This window comes from Campylobacter concisus (assembly GCF_002914005.1).
In the GTDB taxonomy this organism is placed as follows: Bacteria; Campylobacterota; Campylobacteria; order Campylobacterales; family Campylobacteraceae; genus Campylobacter_A; species Campylobacter_A concisus_N.
This window is the reverse complement of the sequence record NZ_POZU01000066.1, coordinates 1-22937: the sequence shown is the minus strand read 5'-3', so window position 1 is coordinate 22937 and position 22937 is coordinate 1. Positions and strand designations below refer to the sequence as shown.

Sequence of the window (22937 nt, the reverse complement as noted above, 5' to 3'; positions counted from 1 at the left end):
AAACCAAGCAATCATAAATTATTTTAGATTGAATTTCGCCTAATTTAGCCCCAAAAGCGGCAATACCGGTAAAATCCTATCTTTTACGAGTTTAAATCTGCACTTAAAACCGACTTAAATTTTTAAGCAAGCCTGAGGCGAATTTTCATTTCAGCAGTTTATTAACTTAAGCTTCATTTGCCTTTTTAAAAATTTCTCTCATCTCTTCTTCGCTAAGCGGCTCAACCAGTATGTTTGCGGCGTCTATGAAACGATATTTTTCTTTTGGCAGATTTGCCATAAAAGCGCCATATTCGCATTCGCCGAGCACGTGCGCGTCCCTATCGTCTATGCCGACTACTAGCGTAAGTATCCAGCGCGAGACCTTGCGCTCTCCTAGAACTTCTTGCGTCTGCCACGACGGGGAGGGAGCGTAAGGCAAGATAGTCGGTAAATTTTCACTAAGCGTATATGCGCCAAAAATTTCATTCCCGTTTTTATCTTCGTATAAATTCTCTCTTGCGCTATAAGCGTCAAGATACTGCACCCGCCTCATCATCTCATCGAATTTAGCCGCAGGGCTAGCGCTTGCAAAAATTTCATCTATCATAACCGCGTCAAACGCCACGTCGCGCTCCAGGCCAGAGATATAAAGCGTTTGATTTTTCTCTTTTGCCTCCTTTAGAGCCTCAAGTCCCCACATTATGTCGGCTTCATAATCAAATTTTAAAATTTGCTTTTCATCGTAAATTTCCTCGTTGTCACACTCTATTGGTGAGCCAGTTTGGGCTGAGAGCTTTGAGAGTAGCTCAAGCGCGATCTGCCAGTCGCCAACGCCGCTTGGAGTGCAGACTCGAACGATATATCTTCCATTTTCATAGTTTAGCTCAAAGCCACGAGCGCTCTTTTGCCACACACCTGCGATCATCACGTCAGCGCCCAGCTCATTTGCGCCTGGCTCCTCTTGCTCACTGTTAAAAAAGAAAAGCCCTTCAACAAGCTCTAAAATTTCACGCTCACTTAGAGCTTTTGCATATCCACCAAGCAGCTTCTTTTTGTTTTTTACACTAAATGTCAAACTCATAAATTCTCTTTTATCTAAATAGTAAAAGCATGCCGATAGTGCAGACTATGACGGCGGTGCAAATTTCAAGTAGCCTTAGGTGCGTTTGTAAAAATTTCTTTAGCATAGCTCCACCAAGTGCATAGATATTTAGTGCCAAAAACTCGACAAAAAGAAGCGAAGCCGTGATCACGCACATGCGAGTTAGGCTAAATGGATCGTCTTTATCTAAAAATGTAGGTAGCAAGGCTGAGAAAAATGTCCAAGCCTTTGGGTTTGAGACACTGACAACCAGGCCATTTATAAACATCTGCTTTTTACTTGGTGAATTTGAGACTTTTGTGATACTAAGCTCGCCCTTGCCAAAAAATAGCATAACGCCAAGGTAGAGCATATATAGGCCTGCGATGATATTTAGCGCCTTAAATGCGTACTCAAAATGATGCAGCACCGCACCCACGCCAAGCATACAACAAAACGAAACAAATGCAAGTGCTAAAAGCTGCCCAGCCATCACAAAAAACGAGTGCTTGTAGTCAAGGCTCATACCAACGCTCATAGCATAGGTCATGTTAATACCGGGCATTAGCGAGATAGGAGCAAGCGTGACGAAAAAGAGTAAGAAGTCCATAAAAAGCCTTGAAATTTAGCTAACAAATATAAAAATTTAATCCATAAATCAGATCCTGCGATCAAATTTATAGCTTAAATTTAAAAGGCGGACTAAGCCGCCTCTTTTTTAGTGAGTTAAGAAATACTCTTGAATTTTGGCTTTGTCGCTTGTTTTTGTAAGCGCAAGCATCAAAAGCACTCTAGCTTTTTGCGCGTTTAGGTTATCGCTTGTTAAAAAGCCGTATTTTGCGTCGTCTACTTCGCCGTTCATAGTTGTCTCACCGCTTCCTACACGTGAGTCGCGAACTACCACTACGCCAGCTTTTGAAGCCTCGCCAAGTGCGTCAAGTACGCTAAAGTAAGGGTTGCCATTGCCAAGACCAGCGCTAACGATGCCTTTTGCACCGTTTTTAACAGCTATGTTTACAAAGTCAGGATTGTCATTTGCATGAGAGTAGATGATATCGACTCTAGGAAGCTCTTTTACGCCCTCTAGATCAAATGCTGATTTTGCTGTGTGTTTTCTGATCGGATTCATATAGTATTTTACGTTGCCATAAAAGACTGTGCCGATCTTACCGCTGTTTGGTGATTTAAATGTATCAACGCCTGTTGTGTTGGTCTTTGTTACCTCACGAGCCGCGTGAATTTCGTCATTCATAGTGACCACAACACCTTTTCCTACGCTATCTTTGCTAATAGCTACGTTTACAGCGTTAAATAAATTCAGTGGACCGTCTGCGCTTAGTGAGCCGCTATTTCTCATCGCACCTACAAGCACGACTGGCTTGTCGCTTTTAACGACCAAATTTAGAAAGTAAGCTGTCTCTTCCATAGTGTCTGTGCCGTGAGTAACGACGATACCATCGGCTTTGCCGCTATTTAGAAGTTCGTTGATTCTATTTGCAAGCTTTAGCCAAACTTCGTTGTTCATATCCTGTGAGCCGATATTTGAAATTTGCTCGCCTTTTATGGTAGCGATCTTGTTGATATCTGGCACGGCTGCGATCAGTTTATCGACCGTAACAGTTCCAGAAGTATAGCTCGCATCAAGCGATCCTGATCCACTTCCCGCTATCGTTCCACCAGTAGCTAGGATGTAGATGGTTGGCTTTGCAACCGCTAAAGTAGCACCTAAAATCATGAGTAACACCGCCTTAAAGATTAAACGCATTTTAGCTCCTTTGCATTAAAATTTGCAAAGTCATTATAATGCCATTTATTTAAAAAATTTATTAACTTCCAAATTTTATATTTATTTAAAAAATTCTTATCAAAAACATATAAATTCCAGTTGAAATAACTATGCTAAGAAGGGTATTTTTAAATTTTAAATGCATCAAAATAGCCGTAAAAACTGCTACTATCTCGCTTAAACCATAAGGAAACTCGCTAAATTTCGTATCTTTTAAGCCGTAGCAGACCAAAACGACCATTATCATCATGCCCATATGCTTCTCAATGGCGTCTAAATAAGGGTTTGACTTATGGTTTTTCAGAGCATAAAACGGCGTTGCCCTCGTTATAAAAGTAGCTAGAGCACTTAAAAGCACCGCCACAAAAAGTACCGTCTCACTTGAGCTTACACTTATCAAATTTTATCCTTGAACAAAAGCAAAAATATAAAACAAAGCGTCATCGAGCCAACAAGCACAAATTTAGCCGGAAATAGGCTCACTCCAAGCACGCCAAAAAAGACCGCCGCAAAGAGCACGCGGTAGTTTTTATCATTTTTAAACATCTCGATGACGACCACTATAAAAAGCGAGGTCAAACTAAACTCAAGCCCCTTCGTATCAGCCTTGATAAAGTCACCAAGTATCGCTCCAAGCAGCGTTCCAGCCGCCCAGTAAGACCATGAAAGTACGTTTAGCCAGGTAAAGACAAAACTTCGATCACTTGCATCCTTTAGCCCTAAATTTTTAAATATCGCAAAGGTCTCATCTGTTAGCAAAGCGATGTTTAAAAGCCTAAATTTGATCCCGCTACACTCTTTTAAAAGTGAAATTCCGTAAAAAGTATGGCGTAAATTTACCAGATAGCTCACGATAAAAACCTCAACTAGCCCAGTGCCCGCGCTAAAAAGCGAGAGTATCATAAACTGAGCCGCGCCGCCGTAAGCAAGAGTGCTAAGAGCGACGGCGATAAATGCGCTAACGCCCATGCTTTTAGCCAGTATCCCAAAGGCGACGCCGAGGGGAAAATAGCCCATAAAGATAGGGATGGATAGTTTAAAAACGTAGTTAAATGTCAAATTTTTACCTTCATAAAAAGCCGAAATGTTAGCAAAATTTGAAAAATTTAGAGTAAAAATGGAGCTAATTTTATAAAATAATAAAAATTTATGGAGCCAAAAGATGAAAAAAGTAATTTTAATTTTATTTTGTGTTCTATTTTCTTGGGGTAAAAATTTTGATGCCACTAAGCTTGAAAGTGAATGCGCTTTAAATAACGTAGAAAGCTGCACCGATCTTATATATATCTATTTTAATAAAAATGAGCGCGATAAAATGTCAGCTATGGCAAACAAGGCCTGCGAGCTAGGCAATCCACATAGCTGTCTATTTTTAGGAAATATATATCTACAAAAAGACACCCTAGCACAAGAGAAAGAAGAAGGGCTTAGGCTTTACAATAAGGCTTGCGAACTAAAAAATGCATTTGCTTGCTACACCCTTGCACTCATCTACGAAGCTGGAGATGCTGGTATATTGCAAGATAAAAATAGAGCAAAAAACTACTACAAAAAAGCCTGCGAGCTTGATTTGGAAGAAGCATGCAGTAGCTTAAAAATTTCTCAGTAACTTTTATTCTTGCTCCTAAAAGCAGAAATTTTAGACGAGATGTGCCAAATTTTAATTTAGAGCCCAAATTAATGCGTCTGTTTTATCGAGTCCTTGCCTTTTGGCGTTTTGTTTAAAAAGTAAAATACCTCAAGCGTGAAAGAAAGTAGTATAAGCCCAACGATGATTAGAGTCGCGTTCATACTACCTACCTTTTAAGCCCATTTACTATTTCAAGCATCGAATCGCTCGTAGTTATCGCCTTTGAGTTTGCCTCGTATGCGCGCTGACCAGTGATAAGATCGGTCATCTCTTCAACTAGCTGAACGTTACTCATCTCGACAAATCCTTGTCTGATCGTACCAAGTCCGTCAAGTCCTGCCACACCTACCACAACATTACCGCTAGCGCTTGTTTCTAGGTAGTTGTTGTCGCCCATTGAGTGAAGGCCAGCTGGGTTTATGAAATTTGCTAGCTCGATCTGACCTATCTGAGCCATCTCTCTCTCGCCTGCTTGAAGCACTGACACGGTGCCATCTGTGCCGATAGAAATTTGCGTCGCATTCGCAGGCACGGTAATCTGAGGGATTAGCTGATAGCCATCGCTATTTACAATAGTGCCGTTTGCATCAAGCTTAAATGCGCCATTTCTAGTATAGGCTGTCGTGCCGTCAGGAAGTTGAATCTGAAAAAATCCATTGCCAGCTATTACCATATCTAGGTTGTTGCTAGTCTCTTTAAAATAACCCTGAGAGAAAATTTTATTTATCGCCGTTGGACGCACACCAAGGCCCACTTCGATGCCTGTTGGGCTTGTGGTAGTCTGGCTTGTAGCCGTACCTGCATACTCCATGACTTGATACATAAGATCAGCAAATTCAGCCCTATTTTTCTTGTATCCATAAGTATTTACGTTTGCAATGTTGTGTGAGGTTACGTCTATCTGCGTCTGCTGTGCTATCATGCCAGTAGCCGCAGTGTAAAGTGATCTCATCATAGTTTTATCCTTTTATTAAGCTTTTAGGGCTAGTTTTTGAACAGCATCTTGGTTAAGGTCGCTCATGTGGCTTGTCATAACCTTTTGATACATATCAACTAAGCGCTGGGTTTCTATTAGACCAACCATTTCTAAAACTGGGTTTACGTTTGACATCTGAGCATATCCTTGCATCACGCTATCAGCTTCATCAAGCTCATTTATGTCATTAAAATTTCTAGTTTCAAATAGGTTGTCACCGACCTTTTTAAGATCTCTTATCTCTCTTGGCTGAGCGATAAAAAATTTAGAAAATTGATTATTATTTGAGTATAAATTTCCATTTTTATCAGCAGTTAACACTTCACCTTGTGGTACTTGAATGCCTCTTTGACCAGGGTTTTGTGCCTCATAGCCACTTGGTAAAACTTTATAGCCCTCCTTTGTGACGATATAACCATCGCCATCAAGGCTAAAAGAGCCGTTTTTGCTAAGCTTTACACCATTTGGGGTATCAACTAAGAAAAACGCGTCATCTCTTTTTATCGCAAAGTCAAGCGTATTTGAGCTGTATTTAAAACCACCAGCACTAAAGTCAGTATACTCTTCGCTCACTTGCGGCACGCGGTTAAGAGTTCTATTTAAAAATTTAGCTCCATCTTTTGTGTGATTTTTAAGCGGAAGCTCATCTTGCGTCTCTTTAAAAATTCTCGCAAAGTCACCGATAACTACGTCATTTCGCTTGTAGCCGATCGTATTTACATTTGCAAGGTTGTTTGAGATGACATTTAGTCTGTTAAACTGCGTTACCATGCCAGCTGTGGCTTGATAATAACCATTTTGCATAAATTTTCCTAATCAATTTTTGATTTTTATAGCTACTAAGCAATCATCGTTCCAACTTTGTTTTTATACACATTTACAAAATTTGGGTATAATCCACTTTCTTTTAAAAAACACTTAAATCACAATTAGACGATTCGAAAGGAAATTTATGAGCGCCGCAAAAGACTCTTTTTCTCAAATAGAAGAGCTTTTCGCTGAAAATGCAAAAGGCTTTTTGACATACGAAAAATTAGTAAAATTATTAGACAAAGCTCCGACTGCTACGATAGTAAAAAAGATAGAACAACTAGCAAAAACAAATAAAGTCCAGCTCATCACATCTGCTGAGGCTGCAAAGCTTAGAAATTTAGCTGATGCTAAAAAACGTCAAGAAAATGCTCAAAAAAGTGATCAAGATATCGACGAAGATCTCGATCTTTCAGGCGAAAGTGACCTTTTAGAGTGGTCAAGATCTGATAGTCCTGTAAGGATGTATCTAAGAGAGATGGGGCAGATCGCGCTTCTTACAAAAGATGAAGAGGTAGAGATTAGCAAAAGGATCGAGCTTGGCGAAGATATCATTATCGATGCATTTTGTTCTGTACCATTTTTGATTGACTTCATACTTGACTATAAAGAGCCACTCATCAACAGAGAACGCCGTGTAAAAGAGCTTTTTAAGAGCTTTGAAGACGAGAGTGAAAACGAAGAAAATGAAGATAGCGAAGACGATATAGACGAGGAAGATGAAGAGAACGAAGAAAACGAAGCTCCTAAAAAATCAGCCAAAAACGACAAGCGCGCTGAAAAAGTTATAGAGAGCTTTAAGGCCCTCGAAAAGGCAAAAAAAGAGTGGCTAAAGACTGCAAATAAACAAGATAAAGTAGAAAGCGATGACACGGCTTCAAAGATGACGCTTGCATTTAAAAAGAAAATTTTAAAAGAGAAGCTAATGGATCTTGGCCCAACAAGTAAGCTAATCAGCGAAATCGTAAAATCAATGGAGACAGCGCTAAAAAGCGACGACGAATTTGACAGAGAGCTAAAACGTTTAGAGTATCGCCTACCGATGTTTAGCGACGAGCTTAAGAAAAATCACAAAAGCATACTAAAAGATATCATCAAACTTAGCAAAGAAGAGATAGCAGCTCGTGTGCCAGAAGCTACAATGGTCTCAACTTATGTCGAGATCAAAAAGCTATTTACTACAAAAGAGGCGAGCAAGCAAGGCTTTGATCTTGAGCCAACAAGGCTAAAAGAAATTCTAGAGCAGATCAAACGTGGAAAGAAAATTTCTGACGAGGCAAAAGCTAGAATGGCTAAGTCGAACCTCCGTCTAGTTGTAAGTATCGCGAAACGCTATACAAACAGGGGCTTGCCATTTTTAGATCTCATCCAAGAGGGCAACATCGGCCTTATGAAGGCGGTTGATAAATTTGAATATAGAAAAGGTTATAAATTTTCAACCTACGCCACATGGTGGATCCGCCAGGCTATTTCGCGTGCGATCGCCGATCAGGCAAGGACGATTAGGATACCTATCCACATGATAGAAACGATAAATCGTATCAACAAAATAAACCGCAAATACCTCCAAGAAGAGGGAAAAGAGCCTGATGTAAGCGTTATCGCAAAAGAGGTTGGACTAAGTGTTGATAAGGTAAAACAAGTCATCAAGATCACAAAAGAGCCTATCAGTCTCGAAGCTCCTATCGCAAACGAAGAGGACGGTAAATTTGGAGATTTTGTTGAGGATAAAAGCTCTCTTTCTCCAATTGATCAAATTTTAAAAAGTGACCTTAGAGAGCAAATTGACGATGTGCTTTCACAGCTAAATGAGCGTGAAAAAGCGGTCATTTCGATGAGATTTGGCTTACTTGAGGATGAGAGCGACCGCACACTTGAAGAGATCGGAAAGGCACTAAATGTCACTCGTGAGCGCGTCCGCCAGATAGAAAGCTCAGCTATCAAAAAACTAAAACACCCAAAAGTTGGTAGAAAACTTAAAAACTACATTGAGGGCTAAAAGCCCTTTTCTTTTGGATATTTTCCTTAAGACTTTCTCTTCAGCTTTATAAAATTTAAAAATTTTTTAGCAACAAATTTCACTAACAATCTACATTGATTTTTTTATTGAAAGGTTAGATTCAGCCCTCATTTAGCCATTAGATCGGCCCAAAATAAAAATACAAAAAACTTAATATTTTTTAAAGAATAAAGTTAGATAAAAAGAATTTACCGGCGCAAGACCGGTAAAAATTTATTCAGCTAGAAGTTTATCTAGTTTTGCGGCCAAACTCGTAGTGTCATGGGCTTTAGCTAAGCTCGCAGCATGAAGTTTTAAATTTGCTTGTAAATTTTCTTCCAAGCTCTTTGCGATGTCGCTACTATCAAGATTTTCTACGCTATTAGCATTTGCCACACTTCTTGCGGCTAGAGCATTTATGCCTCTAAATACAGCATTTTGTGTTGATCCGATCTCTGAACGAAGTGAATTTATATTTTTTAAAATTTCACCTGTATTTGAGCCGTCATCTTTTACATTTAAAAGAGCATTTGTGCCCAAATTTATATTTTTTGTACTCTCGCCTGTAAAAAATCCAAGCTCAGCATCAAATACATTTTTGCCATTAAATTTAGCCTCTTTTACGCTATCATTCATAGCATTTCTTAGTGCGTTGATTTCGCCCTTTATGCCTTTTTGTTCATTTGCTGAGAGAGTAGGATTTGTAAGCTTACTTGAAAGCTCGCCTATTCTATCTGTACTTTTACTTAAATTTAAAAGCGCTGAATCAGCGATTTGAAGCATACCGATCATATCGTTTGCATTTGCCAAACCTTCGTTCAAGACATTTGTTTGTGAAAGCAAACTCTCTGCGATTTGTAAATTTGCACCTGAAGCTTTGATCTCGCTGTTTGCAGAGATAGCATTTAGCGCTTTCTTCTCGCTATTTTTTGCTTGATCTAAATAATAATTTCCTGAAGCCTGGTTTGCAGTATAAGTTCCTAACTTCATAACAACTCCTTTTTAATAATTCGCTATGAATTCTACTATAAATTCTATAAAAAGTTGCAAAATCTCTATAAAATTCATTTTTCTTTACTCTTCTAGCCTCACTGCAACTGATTTTTTATGAGCAGTTAGTCCTTCAGCTTCGGCTAGCTGCATGCATGATTTGCCAAGATGCATAATACCTTTTCTACTTACTGAAATGATCGAACTTCGCTTCATGAAATTTTCAACTCCAAGCGGCGAGTAAAATCTCGCACTTCCGCCAGTTGGCAATGTGTGATTTGGTCCAGCGATATAATCCCCCATCGCTTCAGGTGTAAAGTGTCCAAAAAATATAGCGCCAGCATGAGTCACATCATCGATATAGCTCAAAGCATCGTTTGTAGCGATCTCTAGGTGCTCAACAGCAAGCTCATTCATGAGGGCAAAACACTCTTTTAAATCTTTTGCCACTATTATTGCAGCTTTATTTCTTATGCTTGCACTTGCGATCGGCTCACGTTTTAGTGTCTTTAGCTCATCTTCAATGTGTCTTTGCACAGCCCTTGCAAAAGCCTCTACCGGTGTTATCAAAAAGGCACTTGCGATCTCGTCGTGCTCGGCTTGTGAGAGCATATCGATAGCTATGTGGCGAGGATCGGCACTATCATCAGCGATGACACCTATCTCGCTTGGACCAGCGATCATATCGATATTTACGTCGCCATAAACTAGCTTTTTAGCAGTCGCTACGTAGATATTACCAGGTCCTGTGATGACATCGACCTTTGGTACGGTCGCTGTACCGTACGCCATCGCTGCGATCGCACTTGCACCGCCTATTTTAAAGGCTGTCTTTATGCCACAAAGGTACATCGCAGCAAGAAGCAAGGTATTTACCTTGCCATTTGGCGCCGGAGTGCACACTACGATCTCTTTTACGCCGGCTACGATCGCTGGGATCGCATTCATAAGAAGCGAGCTAGGATATGCCGCCTTACCACCTGGGATATAAAGGCCAGCGCGGTCAACCGCTGTGTATTTTGCGCCAAGCAAGATGTCATGCTCATCTTTATATGTCCAGTCGCTTGGCTTTGTACGCTCGTGATAGCTTTTTATCCTATCGTGAGCTAAATTTAAAGCTACTCTCAAAGCATTGTCTAGCGAATTATAGGCAGCTTCCATCTCTTTTACATCGATTATTATGTCATTTTTACTTGTGACATTAAATTTATCAAATTTACTTATCTGCGCAAAAAGTGCACTATCGCCATCTTTTCTTATCTCATCTATTATTCCAGCAACCACCGGCATTACAGCACTCATGTCATTATCACTTCGTTTAACAAGCTGTAAAAATTTACTCTCAAAATCAGCGTCACTACTATGAAAAAATTTCATTTATGCTCCTTTAATTTTATTTTTCTCTCGTATCTTTGTCTTTGTGTAATGTTACCTAAAATTCCGCCCTGGTGGATATATAAAATTTCGCTCCCAAGCTTATCTAAATTTGCAAAAAGCGTGATAAAGCCAACAGGGTCGTACACTAGGTCAAATTCCACGCCGCTTTTGGAAACCTCTAGCCAAATTTCATAAAGCTCTTTGTATAAATTCCCAAAATGATACTTCTTTGGCGGATTTAAAATTTGCACTTTGCTATCTTTGTCTAGCTCATAAATTTGCTTTTTTAGATAGTCGCTATCACCTACGCAAGGAGTGGTAAAGACTCTAAGATCGGTGTGCTTTGCCAGATAGCATGCGCTTGTACCTGTGCCTGATGGCAAAAAAATATCAGGCCTTATGCCGCTTTTTTTGCTCCACTCATTTATCTCATTTGCCTGCGTGATAAAGCCAAGCTCAGCCTCACTCTGCGCCACGCCCTCGTTTATAAAAAGTGCATTTTGGCTTCTAGCTAGCTCTTTGGCAAATTTCTCGCGTTCCTCTTTTACAAAAATTTCCATACCATTTTCAAGCGCAAATTTGAAATTTCCAACTGGATATTGCTCTAAATTTGAGCTTAAATGAGAGACGACGTAGTAAAATTTAAGCCCCTTTAGCTTGGCAAAAAGACTTAGGCTATACATCGCATTTGACTGGCTTGAGCCGTGAGAAACGATGGCTTTGATGCCGCCAAGATCAGCATTTAAAAAATACTCTAGCTTTCTTGCCTTGTTACCGTTAAACTCACCTAGCAGATCATCCCTCAAAAGCCAAAACTCTCGCCCCTTAAGAACAATCCGCTCAATCACCCTTAAACTCCAAAAATTTCTCTATCTCGTTGATGGCCTCTTTGTTTGAGAGTGAAAATTTGATCTCGATGCGCCTTGAAGCATCTTTGTCTTCGGCCCCATCTTTAAAAACTAACTCATTGTAGCTTCGGCCGCTTGCCACGAGCAACTTTCTAAGGCGTACATCGCCAGCAAATGAGTTTATAAACTCCATCACGGCGTAGGCTCTTTTTTGTGAAAGCTCTAAGTTATAAATATAACTTCCATCGCTATCTGTAAAGCCTTCGATTATTATCTGATCAATATTTGATGCAATATCTTTATCATTTAAAAGCACGTCAAAATATTTACTAAGCGTGGCCTTTAACTCCTCTTTGACCTCTTCTTTTAAGACTGCACTGCCTTTATCAAAAAGTACTGAGGAGCTAAGCTTTAACGCACCTGAGTTTGGATCGATCTCAATGCTTGAGCCTAGCCTATCTTTTAGGGCTGAGATCACTTTTACCCTGATACCGGTTAAATTTTTCACTCTGTCACGAGTGACGTTTAAGTCCCTTAAAAGCTCGTCGTATTTAGCTTCTCTTTGGCTTACCTGCTCGAGCAAAAAGGCGATCTTGGCTAAATTTTTCTCGCTACTTTCGTTTGCGTCGCTAAGCGCTCTATCTTTTGATGAAATTTCATCATTTAGCACGATCATCTTTTGATTTAGATCAAAAATGCTGGCATTTAGCTCTTTTATGCTCGCATTTGCGTCTTTGTTTTCCTCCATAAGCTGAGCTAGTTTTTCTTTTAAGGCGTCTATCTGGATAACAAAGATTTCATTTGATTTTTTTAAATTTATATTTTCGTCGCTTATCTTTGAGAGCTCGCTTTTTAGGGCATTATTTAGCTCTTCGAGGGTGAAATTTTTGCCCTGGGCATCTTTTAAATTTGCTAAAGCTGCGATGATGGCTTGCTCTTTATTTTCAAGAGTGTTTTGAGTTAGGACGTATTTTACGACGACAGCGCCTATTAGTAGCATAAAAACAAAGAGTAGACCCGCCATCAAGTCCGCGTACGAAACCCAAAAGCTCGATTGATCTTCGTTATTTTTGTTTATTTTCATTGCACTAGATTTTCGATTTTTTCTATTACAGAATTTGCTTCTTTATCGATCTCGTCTATGTTCTTCTTAAGCTCAGCAATGAGGCTCTCACGCTCTTTTTCTCGCTCCAAGTTCCTGCCCTCTTGCTCATATGCTGCCTTAAATATCGTCGCACTCTCCACGAGCGAGGCTCTAAATTCCTTTAGTGCGTCGTTTTGCTCTTTCATCAAAGAGAGAGAAAATTCTCTTAAAACCTTGTCAAAACTCTTTATAGTCTGCTCAAATTTTATCTGGCTCTCTTTTGTGGCGTTTAAATTTCTACTAAAAATTTCGCCAAGCTTTGCATGCTCGGTTAAAATTTTAACCTCCATATCTTTAAAGGCATTAGAAAACGCGCTTACTGCCTTTAGCATATCGGAGTGGATTTTTACAAATTCATCTTGTTTTAGCCCAGATTCATTTAGCATTTTTAAACTTGCGCTAAGCTCGGCCTTGCTTTGGTTTATGATATTTTTTTCAACCTCGCAAAGCTCTTTTAAAGTGTTAAATTTCTCATTTGTCTGCTCGCTTAGCTCTTTTATAAATTTATCATCAAGCACCATTTTAAAGGCATCGTGACTATCTTTAAAGTAGCCTACGCTTGCTTTCATGAAATTTGCATTTAGCTCATTTTCTTGCCAGAAAAACTCTCGGCTTAGCTCTTTTTGCTCGCTGTAAAATTTCTCAAATTTACTAATGCCGATCTTTTCAAAAAACATCCACCAAAGCGCTAAAAATATGCCATATATCGATACATAAAACGCCGTAGCCACGCCGTTTAGCAGTATAGCGATCTCTTTTTCTAGGCCGTTTGCAGTGCTTGAGCTAAAGCTTGGCATAGAGATAGCGATACTGATAAATGTGCCTAAAATTCCAAGCATAGGAAAGACTGCTTGGCCGATGTTTGCTAGGTTGTCATTTCTAAAATTTCTTGTGTAGCTCTCGAAAAAATCTTCAAATTTAGCGTTTGCCTTTTTGACGCCTGAAATTTCAAAAAGATGAGCGATGATAAATTCTTTTAGCCTTATCTTGTAGTCTTTGGCATTTGCCAAGAAATTTGAGTAAGCTACCAAAGCACTGTGACGTGAAAATATAAAAGCGACAAAGAGTATAACGCCCATCATCACGATGGTGTGAAGCTTCATCTGAAAATTTATAACGCCAAGATATGCTAGTATCGCCAAGATGTAGATAGCTAAAGGGATAAAGATAACTTTAAAAAAGACAAAGAAAGAGTGAGCTTGGCGCTCTTTTGGCACGCTTAGCTCACTAAAATCGTTTTGATTTTGCATAGGATTAGTTCCTATTTAGGCAGTTTAAGTCGCTAAAAGCAGTCTGAAGACGCTTAACCATGCTCTCCTCGCCACTTCTTAGCCATTTCCTTGGATCGTAGTATTTTTTATTTGGCTTATCATCGCCCTCTGGGTTGCCGATCTGTCCTTGCAAGTATGCTCTATTTTTAGCCTCATACTCACGCACGCCGTCCCAGAAAGCCCACTGCGTATCGGTATCAATGTTCATCTTAATAACGCCGTAGCTTACAGCATTTTTGATATCCTTTAGCTCACTGCCGCTACCGCCGTGAAACACAAAATTTATAGGTTTGCTATCTTTTGTATTAAATTTCTTAGCAACATAAGCTTGTGAGTTTTTAAGAATTTCTGGTCTTAGCACGACATTGCCTGGTTTATAGACGCCGTGGACGTTACCAAAACTAGCTGCGATGCTAAATTTATCACTTATCTTGCTTAGTCTTTCATAAGCAAGTGCGACATCTTCTGGCTGAGTGTAAAGAAGTGCGTTATCAACACTTGTGTTATCTACGCCATCTTCTTCGCCTCCAGTGACGCCAAGCTCGATCTCTAAGCTGATGCCAAGCTCGCTAAGCTCTTTTAGATACTTCTCACACGTGCTTAAATTTTCGTTGATATTCTCTTCGCTAAGATCAAGCATGTGAGAGCTAAAAAGTGGCACGCCGTGAGTTTTTTTATACTCATGACTTGCTTTTACTAGCTCATCTATCCAAGGCAAAAGCTTTCTTGCGGCATGGTCTGTGTGTAAAATGACTGGTACACCGTAAGCCTTGGCAAGCAAATGAACATGCTTTGCTCCAGCGATCGCACCAAGAACGGCTGCGTTTTCGCAGGCTTTACCAGCGTAAAAACCTGCACCGCCATTACTAAACTGAACGATAACAGGCGAGTTAGCAACCTTTGCCGCTTCTAAAACAGCATTTACCGAGTCGCTGCCTACGACATTTACAGCAGGTATTGCAAAACCTTGCTCTTTGGCATAAGCATAAAGTTTTGTTACATCATCTCCGCTTAAAACACCAGGTTTTACGATATCTAAAACGCCCATTTTATCCTCCAAATTTTACTTATATTCTATCTTTGCTTTTTGGCGTAGAGCTTCACTTTTTTGTCTAACAGCAGCTTGGAATTTCTCCATTTTAACAGCTTGCTCGATCTCCGCTTTTGCTTGTTCAAAGCTTACAGTGCCAGCAGCTTTGCCATCTTCTTTTAAGATAACGTGGTAACCAAACTGAGTTTTAACTGGCTTAGTTGAAACTGTGCCATTAGCCATTGAAAATGCTGCGTCTGCAAAAGGTTTTACCATTTGGCTTTGACCAAACCAGCCAAGTGCACCACCATGTGCTGCTGAGCCTTTGTCGATTGATTTTTGACTTGCTAGCTCTGCAAATTTCTTAGTTAGCGCCTCACCTTTTAAATTTTTAAGTTGAGCGATGATGTCGTTTGCTGTTTTTTCATCTTCAACTAGGATATGCCTTGCTTTTGCTTGAGCTGGCTCGTTCATACTTGCTTTGTTTTTATTGTAAAAATCTTTTAGTTCGTTATCACTTACTTTTATGCCGTCAAAAAGCTTTCTCATATAAAGCTCAACCGCGATGCCTTCTTGCGCTGCTTTTACAGCTTTGATGTACTCTACATCTTTTTCGATACCGCTTGACTTAGCATCTTTTAAAAGAAGTTTTCTATTTATTAGATCGTCAATTATACGTTTTTTCTCATTTGGTTGAAGCTTGCTAGCGTCAAATCCTGGCATGGCTGCTGATAAAAGGCTTGAAATATCGCTATCGCTTATAGCATCACCATCAACTGTTGCAACTACTGCTGCATTTAGAGTGACAGCTGCAGCTAAACTTAAAACTGCTGGAAACAAAAATTTTTTCATATAAATCCTTTAAAAAATTGATTTTATGGGCAAGATTATATCAAATAAAGCGATAACTTTTCATTTAACTTAAGAAAATAAGGTAAAATACGAAAATGAGAACAAAAAAAGATATTTTAGAGATAAAAAGAAGACTTCTAGAAGAGTTTAAAGACGCCAAAAGCGAACTTAAATTTAGAAATTTATATGAGCTACTTGTCTGTGTCATGCTCTCAGCCCAGTGCACTGACAAAAGAGTAAATTTAATAACTCCAGCCTTATTTGAAGCGTATAAAGACATCTATGAGCTAGCTAGCGCAAATTTAGCGAGTCTAAAACTAATGATAAGCTCGTGCAGCTTTTTTAATAACAAGGCTGCAAATTTGATCAAAATGGCAAACAGCGTGGTTGAGCTTTATAATGGAGAAATTCCGCTTGATGAAGAGAAGCTAAAAGCGCTTGCTGGAGTTGGACAAAAGACCGCTCATGTCGTACTTTTAGAAGCTACAAATGCAAATGTTATGGCTGTTGATACGCACGTTTTTAGAGTGGCGCACAGACTTGATCTTAGCCATGCAAAAACGCCAGAAGCTACTGAAGCTGATCTTAGCCATGCCTTTAAAACAGATCTTGGCAAGCTTCATCAAGCCATGGTGCTCTTTGGACGTTACACCTGTAAAGCCAAAAAGCCGCTTTGCCATGAGTGTATCTTAAATGATCTTTGTAACAGCAAGGACAAGATTATTTAATTTTTTCAAGCTTTGCTAGAAAATTTTTAGCATCTATAAAACCGATAGTTCTAAGAAATTTTAGCTCATCGCCACCATTAAATAACAAAAGCGCAGGCGGATCAATAAGCCCAAAATTTCTTAGCATCTCATCATTTTGTGATCCACCATTTGTTACATCGATACGAATAAGTGCAAAATTTGTCAAAGCATCTATAACATCACTATCTTTAAAAGTGATCTTTTCTATCTCTTTGCAGCTTGCACACCAATCAGCATAAAAATCTACTAGAACGGGTTTGGTTGAGTTTTTTATTATCTCATTTAGTTCATCTAAATTTTTAACGGAATTAAATTTTAACGCACTATCACTTTTTGCCAAATTTAGTCCAGAAAGCGGAGAAAAAGCCTCCTTTGAGCCCAAAAATGAACCAACTATTAGCATAACTGAATATATAAAAACTAGGATAAAAAACGCTTTTTTAAACTTAGTCCAGCTTTGCTCTGCTACTTCAAATGCCCCAAAATAAACTGCCATAAAAACGCCTATAATGCCATATCCTAATAGCTCAAAAAATTCTCCGAGCACACGCGCAAGGATCCAAATCGCCATGATGAGCATCAAAAAACCAAAGAATTTTTTCACTTCATCCATCCAACTACCAGGTTTTGGCAAGAGCTTTCCAGAGCTTAGCCCAATAATAAGCAGTGGCACTCCCATGCCAAGCCCCATGACAAAAAGCATAATGCCACCATAAAAGATATTTCCACTTTGAGCGATATAAAGAAGCGCGCCCGCTAGTGGTGCTGCAACGCAAGGCGATACAATGAGAGCTGAGGCAAAACCCATAATAAAAATTCCAACATAGCCTGAACTATTTTGCGATTTTTTACTTATCAAATTTTCAAATTTCGCTGGCAATTTTATATCATAAAATCCAAACATACTAAAGCTTAAAATGACAAAAATGGCCGCAAAAGTGCCGAGCACATAGATGTTTTGCAAAGCTCCTGCGATACCAAAGCCAAGCAGACTAGCTGCCACTCCAGCTAGTGCGTAAGCTAGGCTCATCGCGACAACATAGATAAATGATAGTAAAAAGCCTTTTTTTGCATTTAAATTAGCACCTTTTGAGACGATTATGCTTGAAAGTATCGGTATCATCGGAAAGACGCAAGGTGTTAGTGAAAGCAAGAGACCATAACCAAAAAAAGTAAGAAGCGAGATAAAAAAATTTTTATCTCCAAGCCCATTTGCAATATCTTGCTCGCTAGAAAATTCTTCAGCAAAGCTGTCGGTATCGCTTTTTTGCTCTTTTTTAAAAGTGGCGATGCTAAATTTTCCAGCTTGGTCAGTTATCTCATAAATTTTACTTTGTGGACGGTAGCAAATGCCGTTTTTAGCACAGCCTTGATAGTTAATGTCAAGTATTGCTTTGCCATTTGAAAGATTTTCTTTTACTAAATTTAATGGGATAAAAATCGAAAAATCTTTTGGATAAATTTCATATTCTCCCGTATTTTCACTACTTGGCAAATTTAATAGCTCATTTATCTTTTTGCCAGCTAGTTTAATCTCAAAACTCTCTTTATAAAGATAGATATTTTCACCAAAGTTAAACTTTACTTCAACATTTTGACTATCAACGCTTGGAGTTAAAACAAAGGCTTTGCTAACATCTAAAACCTCGGCAAAAAGCGAGCCTGCAAATAAAATAATCGAAAAAAGAAATTTTAAAAACATACTAATCCTTGCTAAATTAAAAAAGATGATTTTAGTCTAAATTCTTAAATTTATTCTATTTTATTGTAAAATCGTGAAAATATGTGAAATTTTAAAGGAGCAAAGATGTCAAAAGACAAAAAACACCAAAAAAGCGAGAAACTTGGCTACGAGGAAGAGCTTAGACTGCTTCAAATTGAACTTTTAAAATTTCAAAATTACGTAAAAGAAAAAGGACTTAGAGTACTTATGTTAATGGAAGGACGCGATGCAGCCGGCAAAGGAGGAACGATAAAACGCCTAACTGAGCATCTAAATCCAAGGGGTTGCCGTATAGTGGCGCTTGCTAAGCCAAGTGATGTCGAAAAAACGCAGTGGTATTTTCAAAGATATGTAACTCATCTGCCAAGTGCCGGAGAGATCGTGATCTTTGATAGAAGCTGGTACAATAGAGCTGGTGTTGAGCCAGTGATGGGCTTTTGCACGCAAGCAGAGCATAAGGAATTTTTACGTGAAGTGCCAAAATTTGAAGAGATGATCATAAACTCTGGCATAATTTTCTTTAAAATTTATCTGTCAATCACAAAGGATGAGCAGAAAAAACGCTTCAAAGAGAGGCAAAATGATCCATTAAAGCAATTTAAAATTTCACCCGTTGATCAAAAAGCACAAGAACTTTGGGATCAATACTCTATCGCTAAATATTCGATGCTTCTTGCCTCTCACAATAGCATTTCACCATGGGTCATCGTCTCAAGCGATAACAAAAAAGAAGCTAGGCTAAATGTCTTTAAATTTATTCTAAGTCACGTTGAATATCCAAAAAAGATAAATGACTACTTGGAATTTGACAAAAACGTCGTAAGAGATGGAAGTGAAGAGATAAAGCGCATAGAAGAAGGGCTAAATAAAGATAAGTTAAAGAGTATTGATTAGAATACTTTTAACTTCTAGCTAGCGATTTGCTTAGATTTGTTAGCTAAATTTTTAAGCCCACCACATTACTTTTGCCAAAACGACCATTATCAGGCAAAGTACTAGAGCTATTAAATGTGAAAATTTACCAAACGGATCAGGCTTTTTTAAAATAACGACATTAAAAACAGATATAAAAGTTACAAGGCACATTATAAGTAAAACAAAAATTTTTACAAGCAGTAGCTTTTGAAAGTTGCTTTGCCACCAGCCAAGCTCGCCTCCAAAATAGTCTTTTGCCATATAAGCGCCACTTATTAAAAGCAATAAAAATGCCGTGCCAAAAACCTTTGCGCTGCCTTTTGTGTAGGCTTTTTTAACTATTTCAAGGGTTTTAGTATCAACCGTTTTTTTAGCAAATGGATATATGCAAACATCGAAAAATACGTATCCTATAAATACAATGGCACAAATTAAATGAGTAATCAAAAAAAATAAGTACATTTTTAGCCTTTTTGTTTGTCATTATATAAATTTTAACTATTTAAATTACTTATTTTGAATCAATTTTAAGAATTTATGAAGATAAATTTACAAAAGAGCAAGGCAGGTGCCCTGCTCTAGGAGTTTTACTCGACTTCAGCATCTATAACGTCGTCGTCTTTTTTATTATTTCCGCCGTTTGCTCCAGCGTTTTCATCTTTTTTATACATAGCTTCTGCAAGTTTGTGGCTAGCTTTGCTTAGAGCTTCTACTTTTGCGTCGATCTGCTCTTTTGAAGAATTTTCATCTTTTAAGACCTCTTTTAGATCGTTTAGCGCAGCTTCGATGTTGCTTCTATCTTCAGCAGGAACTTTCTCGCCAAGCTCACTCATGCTCTTTTCTGTTTGATGAACAAGTGCGTCTGCTTGGTTTCTAGCTTCAACTGCATCTTTGCGCTTTTTATCCTCTTCTTTGTGAAGCTCAGCATCTTTTACCATGTTGTTTATCTCTTCTTCGCTTAGACCGCTTGATCCAGAGATGGTGATATTTTGAGCTTTGCCAGTCGCTTTATCTTTTGCAGAAACGGTTAAAATTCCGTTTGCGTCAATGTCAAATTCAACTTCTATTTGAGGCACACCTCTTGGAGCTGCTGGGATGCCTTCAAGGTTGAAATTTCCAAGTGATTTATTATCCCTTGCAAACTCACGCTCACCTTGTAAAACCATGATAGTAACGGCACTTTGGTTATCTTCAGCAGTTGAGAAAACTTGGCTTTTCTTAGTTGGTATTGTAGTACCTTTTTCGATGATCTTTGTCATCACGCCGCCAAGTGTTTCGATACCAAGACTAAGTGGAGTTACGTCAAGAAGTAGCACATCCTTAACGTCGCCTTTTATAACCGCACCTTGGATAGCAGCACCGATAGCTACGACTTCATCTGGATTAACACTCTTATTTAGCTCTTTACCAAATGCTTTTTTAACCTCTTCTTGAACGAGTGGCACACGAGTTGAACCACCGACCATTACGACCTCTTTGATGTCGCTTTTATTTAAACCAGCGTCTTTTGTTACCTCGTTTATCTTAGTGATAGTCTCGCCCACAAGTGAGTCGATCATGCCCTCAAATTTAGCACGAGTTAGCTTTTTAACAAGGTGTTTTGGACCAGTTGCATCAGCTGTGATAAATGGTAAATTTATCTCAGTCTCTTGAGCTGAGCTTAGCTCTTTTTTAGCATTTTCAGCAGCTTCTTTTAAGCGTTGAAGTGCCATGATATCGCCTTTTAGATCGATACCATTTTCGTTTTTAAACTCGCTTACTAGCCAGTCGATTATCTTGTTATCAAAGTCATCACCGCCTAAGAATGCGTTACCGCCAGTTGCTAAAACTTCAACGATATTATCGCCAGTTTCTAGTACTGTAACGTCAAATGTACCACCACCTAGGTCATAAACTAAAATTTTCTCAGCTTCTTTTTTATCAAGGCCGTAAGCAAGTGCCGCAGCTGTTGGCTCGTTGATGATACGAAGTACGTTAAGACCAGCGATCGTTCCAGCCTCTTTTGTAGCCTTTCTTTGGCTATCGTTAAAGTATGCAGGTACGGTAATAACCGCATCTGTTACCTTCTCGCCAAGATATGCTTCAGCGTCTTCTTTTAGTTTGATAAGAATTTTTGCTGAAATTTCTTGCGGAGTATAGACCTTACCAGCGATCTCAACTGCGCAAGCGCCGTTTCTATCTACAACGTGATATGGCAAGCGAGCCTTTGCCTCTTCAGCATTTTTTTCATTGCTCATCAAACCCATGATACGTTTGATAGAATATATCGTTTTTTCAGGGTTTGTAACTGCTTGACGTTTTGCAACGTCACCTACTAGAATTTCACCCTTGTCTGTGAAAGCAACAACGGATGGAGTTGTGTTTTTACCCTCTTTGTTTGGGATAACTTTGCTCTCGCCGCGCTCAAAAACGCTCACACAAGAGTTTGTTGTACCTAAGTCTATACCTATAACTTTTGACATATTTTTCCTTTTTATTAGATTTTATTTTTATAAATTTAGTTTGCTACGCTAACCATAGCTGGGCGCAAAACCCTACCATTTATCATATAGCCTTTTTGCAAAGCTTGCACGATTTGACCACTCTGCTTCTCCTCGCTATCGACCCTTAAAACAGCATTATGCACGCTTGGATCAAACTCAGTATCAGTTGATATCTCGCTTACGCCATGCTTTTCAAAGCATTTTTTAAACTGATTTATAGTTATCAAAATACCCTCTTTGATCTTTTTGGCAAATTCATCATCCTCTGGATCAAAATTCGCAGCGATCTCAAGAGCATCAATGACTGGTAGTAAGTCCCTAGCAAATTTCTCATTTGCATAGTTTGCAACGTCCGTCTTCTCTTTTTCATAACGCTTTTTGATATTTTCAAACTCAGCATTTGCTCTATAATATTTATCAGTTATCTCCCCGAGCTCTTTTTCAAGTTTTTCAACCTTTGAAATATCGCCAAGTGCGTCCAAATTTACGCTATCACTAGCTAGTTCTTGCACAGGCTCAACCTCAGGTAGATTTTGCTCTTTTACCTCTTCGCTCACGCAGCCTCCTTTATTAGATTTATAAATTTCACATAGTCAGTATAAATACTGCCAGCACAGATCATCTGTGCTTCGTTACCAAAATAGTTCGCACTAAATTTGAGGCCCATAAAATTTTCATCAAACATAGGAGAAAATGTAAGTTTCTCATCCATTTGTAAGCTAAAACTTGGGTCAAAAACCATCTTAAAACGTCTATCTTTAAACATATCAAAGGCTAAAATTTCATTTTCCTGGAAGTAAATTTTAGTCCTTTTAAGTTCTCTTATTTTACTTTTTAGTTCGCTTAAGCCAACTTGAGAGCAGATAAGCTCAAGCTTGTTTAAACTAACTCCAGCAAGATTACTTAAAAATTTATACATCCTAGCATCAAATTTAATAACGATCTCATCTTCACCAAAATTTAAGATCATATATCTATTATTTAAATTTAAAATTTCTAGCAATTCATTATCGATTGTGCCAAAAATCATACAATAAAGTTCAAATTCATCACATAACTTTTTCAGTTCTTCGGCATCATTTATCTCTAAGTTTATATCACTTATAGCAAAAATTTCACTCCAATATCTTCTCATCGCAGCGATTGTTGGTATCCGACCGCCACTAATGTGAAGCTTTGTGATCTCGCCCTCATCCGAAAGCTTTTTAAAATAAACGCGTATCGTAGAAGCCGGAATAGCCGCGCTCATACGAGAGCCAAGCTCATTTGATCCAATTGGCATATTATCCTG

At 38.7% G+C, this 22937-nt stretch carries 23 protein-coding genes; 4 read left to right on the top strand and 19 right to left on the bottom strand.

Features of this window, described 5'->3' with window-relative positions; translation table 11 throughout:
• Positions 1-166: 166 nt before the first annotated feature.
• The 5 genes from CYP54_RS07605 to CYP54_RS07585 all read right to left on the bottom strand — a co-directional run bounded on the left by CYP54_RS07605 (position 167) and on the right by CYP54_RS07585 (position 3908).
• Entirely contained in the window at positions 167-1063 is an 897-nt protein-coding gene (locus CYP54_RS07605) for a DUF4299 family protein (protein WP_103604797.1), read from the bottom strand.
• Positions 1064-1073: 10 nt separating this feature from the next.
• Positions 1074-1673, bottom strand: a complete 600-nt coding sequence (locus CYP54_RS07600) for a LysE family translocator (RefSeq protein WP_103604796.1) — start codon at positions 1671-1673, stop codon at positions 1074-1076.
• 108 nt (positions 1674-1781) lie between these two features.
• Positions 1782-2828: a type II asparaginase gene (locus tag CYP54_RS07595; protein WP_103600153.1), complete on the bottom strand. Its 1047-nt coding sequence runs from the start codon at positions 2826-2828 to the stop codon at positions 1782-1784.
• Positions 2829-2913: 85 nt separating this feature from the next.
• Positions 2914-3249: a branched-chain amino acid transport AzlD family protein gene (locus CYP54_RS07590; protein WP_087580637.1), complete on the bottom strand. Its 336-nt coding sequence runs from the start codon at positions 3247-3249 to the stop codon at positions 2914-2916.
• Positions 3246-3908, bottom strand: a complete 663-nt coding sequence (locus CYP54_RS07585; RefSeq protein ID WP_103604824.1) for an AzlC family ABC transporter permease — start codon at positions 3906-3908, stop codon at positions 3246-3248. The genes CYP54_RS07590 and CYP54_RS07585 overlap by 4 nt, the downstream gene beginning before the upstream one ends.
• Before the next feature lie 103 nt (positions 3909-4011).
• Here CYP54_RS07585 and CYP54_RS07580 point away from each other — a divergent pair, with 103 nt between their 5' ends.
• Positions 4012-4458 (top strand): tetratricopeptide repeat protein, encoded by a 447-nt coding sequence (locus CYP54_RS07580; protein ID WP_103604795.1) that lies wholly within the window; start codon positions 4012-4014, stop codon positions 4456-4458.
• Between the two features lie 187 nt (positions 4459-4645).
• On the opposite strand, the gene flgG is transcribed toward CYP54_RS07580, so the two are convergent.
• On the bottom strand, positions 4646-5434 hold the full coding sequence (gene flgG, locus CYP54_RS07570; RefSeq protein WP_021091447.1) for a flagellar basal-body rod protein FlgG: 789 nt from the start codon (positions 5432-5434) through the stop codon (positions 4646-4648).
• A 15-nt stretch (positions 5435-5449) separates the two neighbouring features.
• Positions 5450-6259 carry a flagellar hook-basal body protein gene (locus CYP54_RS07565; RefSeq protein WP_103604793.1) on the bottom strand — a complete coding sequence of 270 codons (810 nt, stop codon included), beginning with the start codon at positions 6257-6259 and terminating at the stop codon, positions 5450-5452.
• A 148-nt stretch (positions 6260-6407) separates the two neighbouring features.
• Here CYP54_RS07565 and rpoD point away from each other — a divergent pair, with 148 nt between their 5' ends.
• Positions 6408-8264 carry an RNA polymerase sigma factor RpoD gene (gene rpoD, locus CYP54_RS07560; RefSeq protein ID WP_103604792.1) on the top strand — a complete coding sequence of 619 codons (1857 nt, stop codon included), beginning with the start codon at positions 6408-6410 and terminating at the stop codon, positions 8262-8264.
• A 234-nt stretch (positions 8265-8498) separates the two neighbouring features.
• On the opposite strand, the gene CYP54_RS07555 is transcribed toward rpoD, so the two are convergent.
• The 7 genes from CYP54_RS07555 to CYP54_RS07525 all read right to left on the bottom strand — a co-directional run bounded on the left by CYP54_RS07555 (position 8499) and on the right by CYP54_RS07525 (position 15776).
• On the bottom strand, positions 8499-9254 hold the full coding sequence (locus tag CYP54_RS07555; protein WP_181001550.1) for a flagellin: 756 nt from the start codon (positions 9252-9254) through the stop codon (positions 8499-8501).
• Between the two features lie 84 nt (positions 9255-9338).
• Positions 9339-10631: a histidinol dehydrogenase gene (gene hisD / locus CYP54_RS07550; RefSeq protein ID WP_103604791.1), complete on the bottom strand. Its 1293-nt coding sequence runs from the start codon at positions 10629-10631 to the stop codon at positions 9339-9341.
• Positions 10628-11479, bottom strand: a complete 852-nt coding sequence (locus CYP54_RS07545) for a pyridoxal-phosphate dependent enzyme (RefSeq protein ID WP_103604790.1) — start codon at positions 11477-11479, stop codon at positions 10628-10630. Before CYP54_RS07545 ends, hisD begins: the two co-directional genes overlap by 4 nt.
• Positions 11472-12563 (bottom strand): OmpA family protein, encoded by a 1092-nt coding sequence (locus tag CYP54_RS07540; protein ID WP_103604789.1) that lies wholly within the window; start codon positions 12561-12563, stop codon positions 11472-11474. Before CYP54_RS07540 ends, CYP54_RS07545 begins: the two co-directional genes overlap by 8 nt.
• Complete coding sequence (locus CYP54_RS07535; RefSeq protein WP_103604788.1) at positions 12560-13873, bottom strand: MotA/TolQ/ExbB proton channel family protein; 1314 nt, start codon at positions 13871-13873, stop codon at positions 12560-12562. Before CYP54_RS07535 ends, CYP54_RS07540 begins: the two co-directional genes overlap by 4 nt.
• Positions 13874-13877: 4 nt before the next feature.
• On the bottom strand, positions 13878-14942 hold the full coding sequence (fbaA, locus tag CYP54_RS07530) for a class II fructose-bisphosphate aldolase (RefSeq protein WP_103604787.1): 1065 nt from the start codon (positions 14940-14942) through the stop codon (positions 13878-13880).
• A 15-nt stretch (positions 14943-14957) separates the two neighbouring features.
• Positions 14958-15776, bottom strand: a complete 819-nt coding sequence (locus CYP54_RS07525; RefSeq protein WP_085658279.1) for a peptidylprolyl isomerase — start codon at positions 15774-15776, stop codon at positions 14958-14960.
• A gap of 95 nt (positions 15777-15871) precedes the next feature.
• On the opposite strand from CYP54_RS07525, the gene nth reads away from it, so the two are divergent.
• Positions 15872-16504: an endonuclease III gene (nth, locus tag CYP54_RS07520; protein WP_103604786.1), complete on the top strand. Its 633-nt coding sequence runs from the start codon at positions 15872-15874 to the stop codon at positions 16502-16504.
• Here the strand turns inward: nth and CYP54_RS07515 are convergent.
• Positions 16497-18227 carry a protein-disulfide reductase DsbD gene (locus CYP54_RS07515; RefSeq protein ID WP_103604785.1) on the bottom strand — a complete coding sequence of 577 codons (1731 nt, stop codon included), beginning with the start codon at positions 18225-18227 and terminating at the stop codon, positions 16497-16499. The genes nth and CYP54_RS07515 overlap by 8 nt on opposite strands.
• Positions 18228-18332: 105 nt before the next feature.
• On the opposite strand from CYP54_RS07515, the gene ppk2 reads away from it, so the two are divergent.
• Positions 18333-19142 (top strand): polyphosphate kinase 2, encoded by an 810-nt coding sequence (ppk2, locus tag CYP54_RS07510; RefSeq protein WP_087578978.1) that lies wholly within the window; start codon positions 18333-18335, stop codon positions 19140-19142.
• A 51-nt stretch (positions 19143-19193) separates the two neighbouring features.
• On the opposite strand, the gene CYP54_RS07505 is transcribed toward ppk2, so the two are convergent.
• The 4 genes from CYP54_RS07505 to CYP54_RS07490 form a co-directional block, all read right to left on the bottom strand.
• Positions 19194-19625: a trehalose-6-phosphate synthase gene (locus CYP54_RS07505; protein WP_103604784.1), complete on the bottom strand. Its 432-nt coding sequence runs from the start codon at positions 19623-19625 to the stop codon at positions 19194-19196.
• A gap of 125 nt (positions 19626-19750) precedes the next feature.
• Positions 19751-21625, bottom strand: coding sequence for a molecular chaperone DnaK (dnaK, locus tag CYP54_RS07500; RefSeq protein ID WP_021091424.1), 1875 nt, complete (start codon positions 21623-21625; stop codon positions 19751-19753).
• Positions 21626-21660: 35 nt separating this feature from the next.
• A complete protein-coding gene (gene grpE / locus CYP54_RS07495; protein WP_103604783.1) occupies positions 21661-22203 on the bottom strand; it encodes a nucleotide exchange factor GrpE in 543 nt (180 codons plus the stop codon).
• Positions 22200-22937 (bottom strand): HrcA family transcriptional regulator (locus tag CYP54_RS07490; RefSeq protein ID WP_103604782.1); only part of this gene is annotated, 738 nt, incomplete at its 5' end. The genes grpE and CYP54_RS07490, both read right to left, overlap by 4 nt.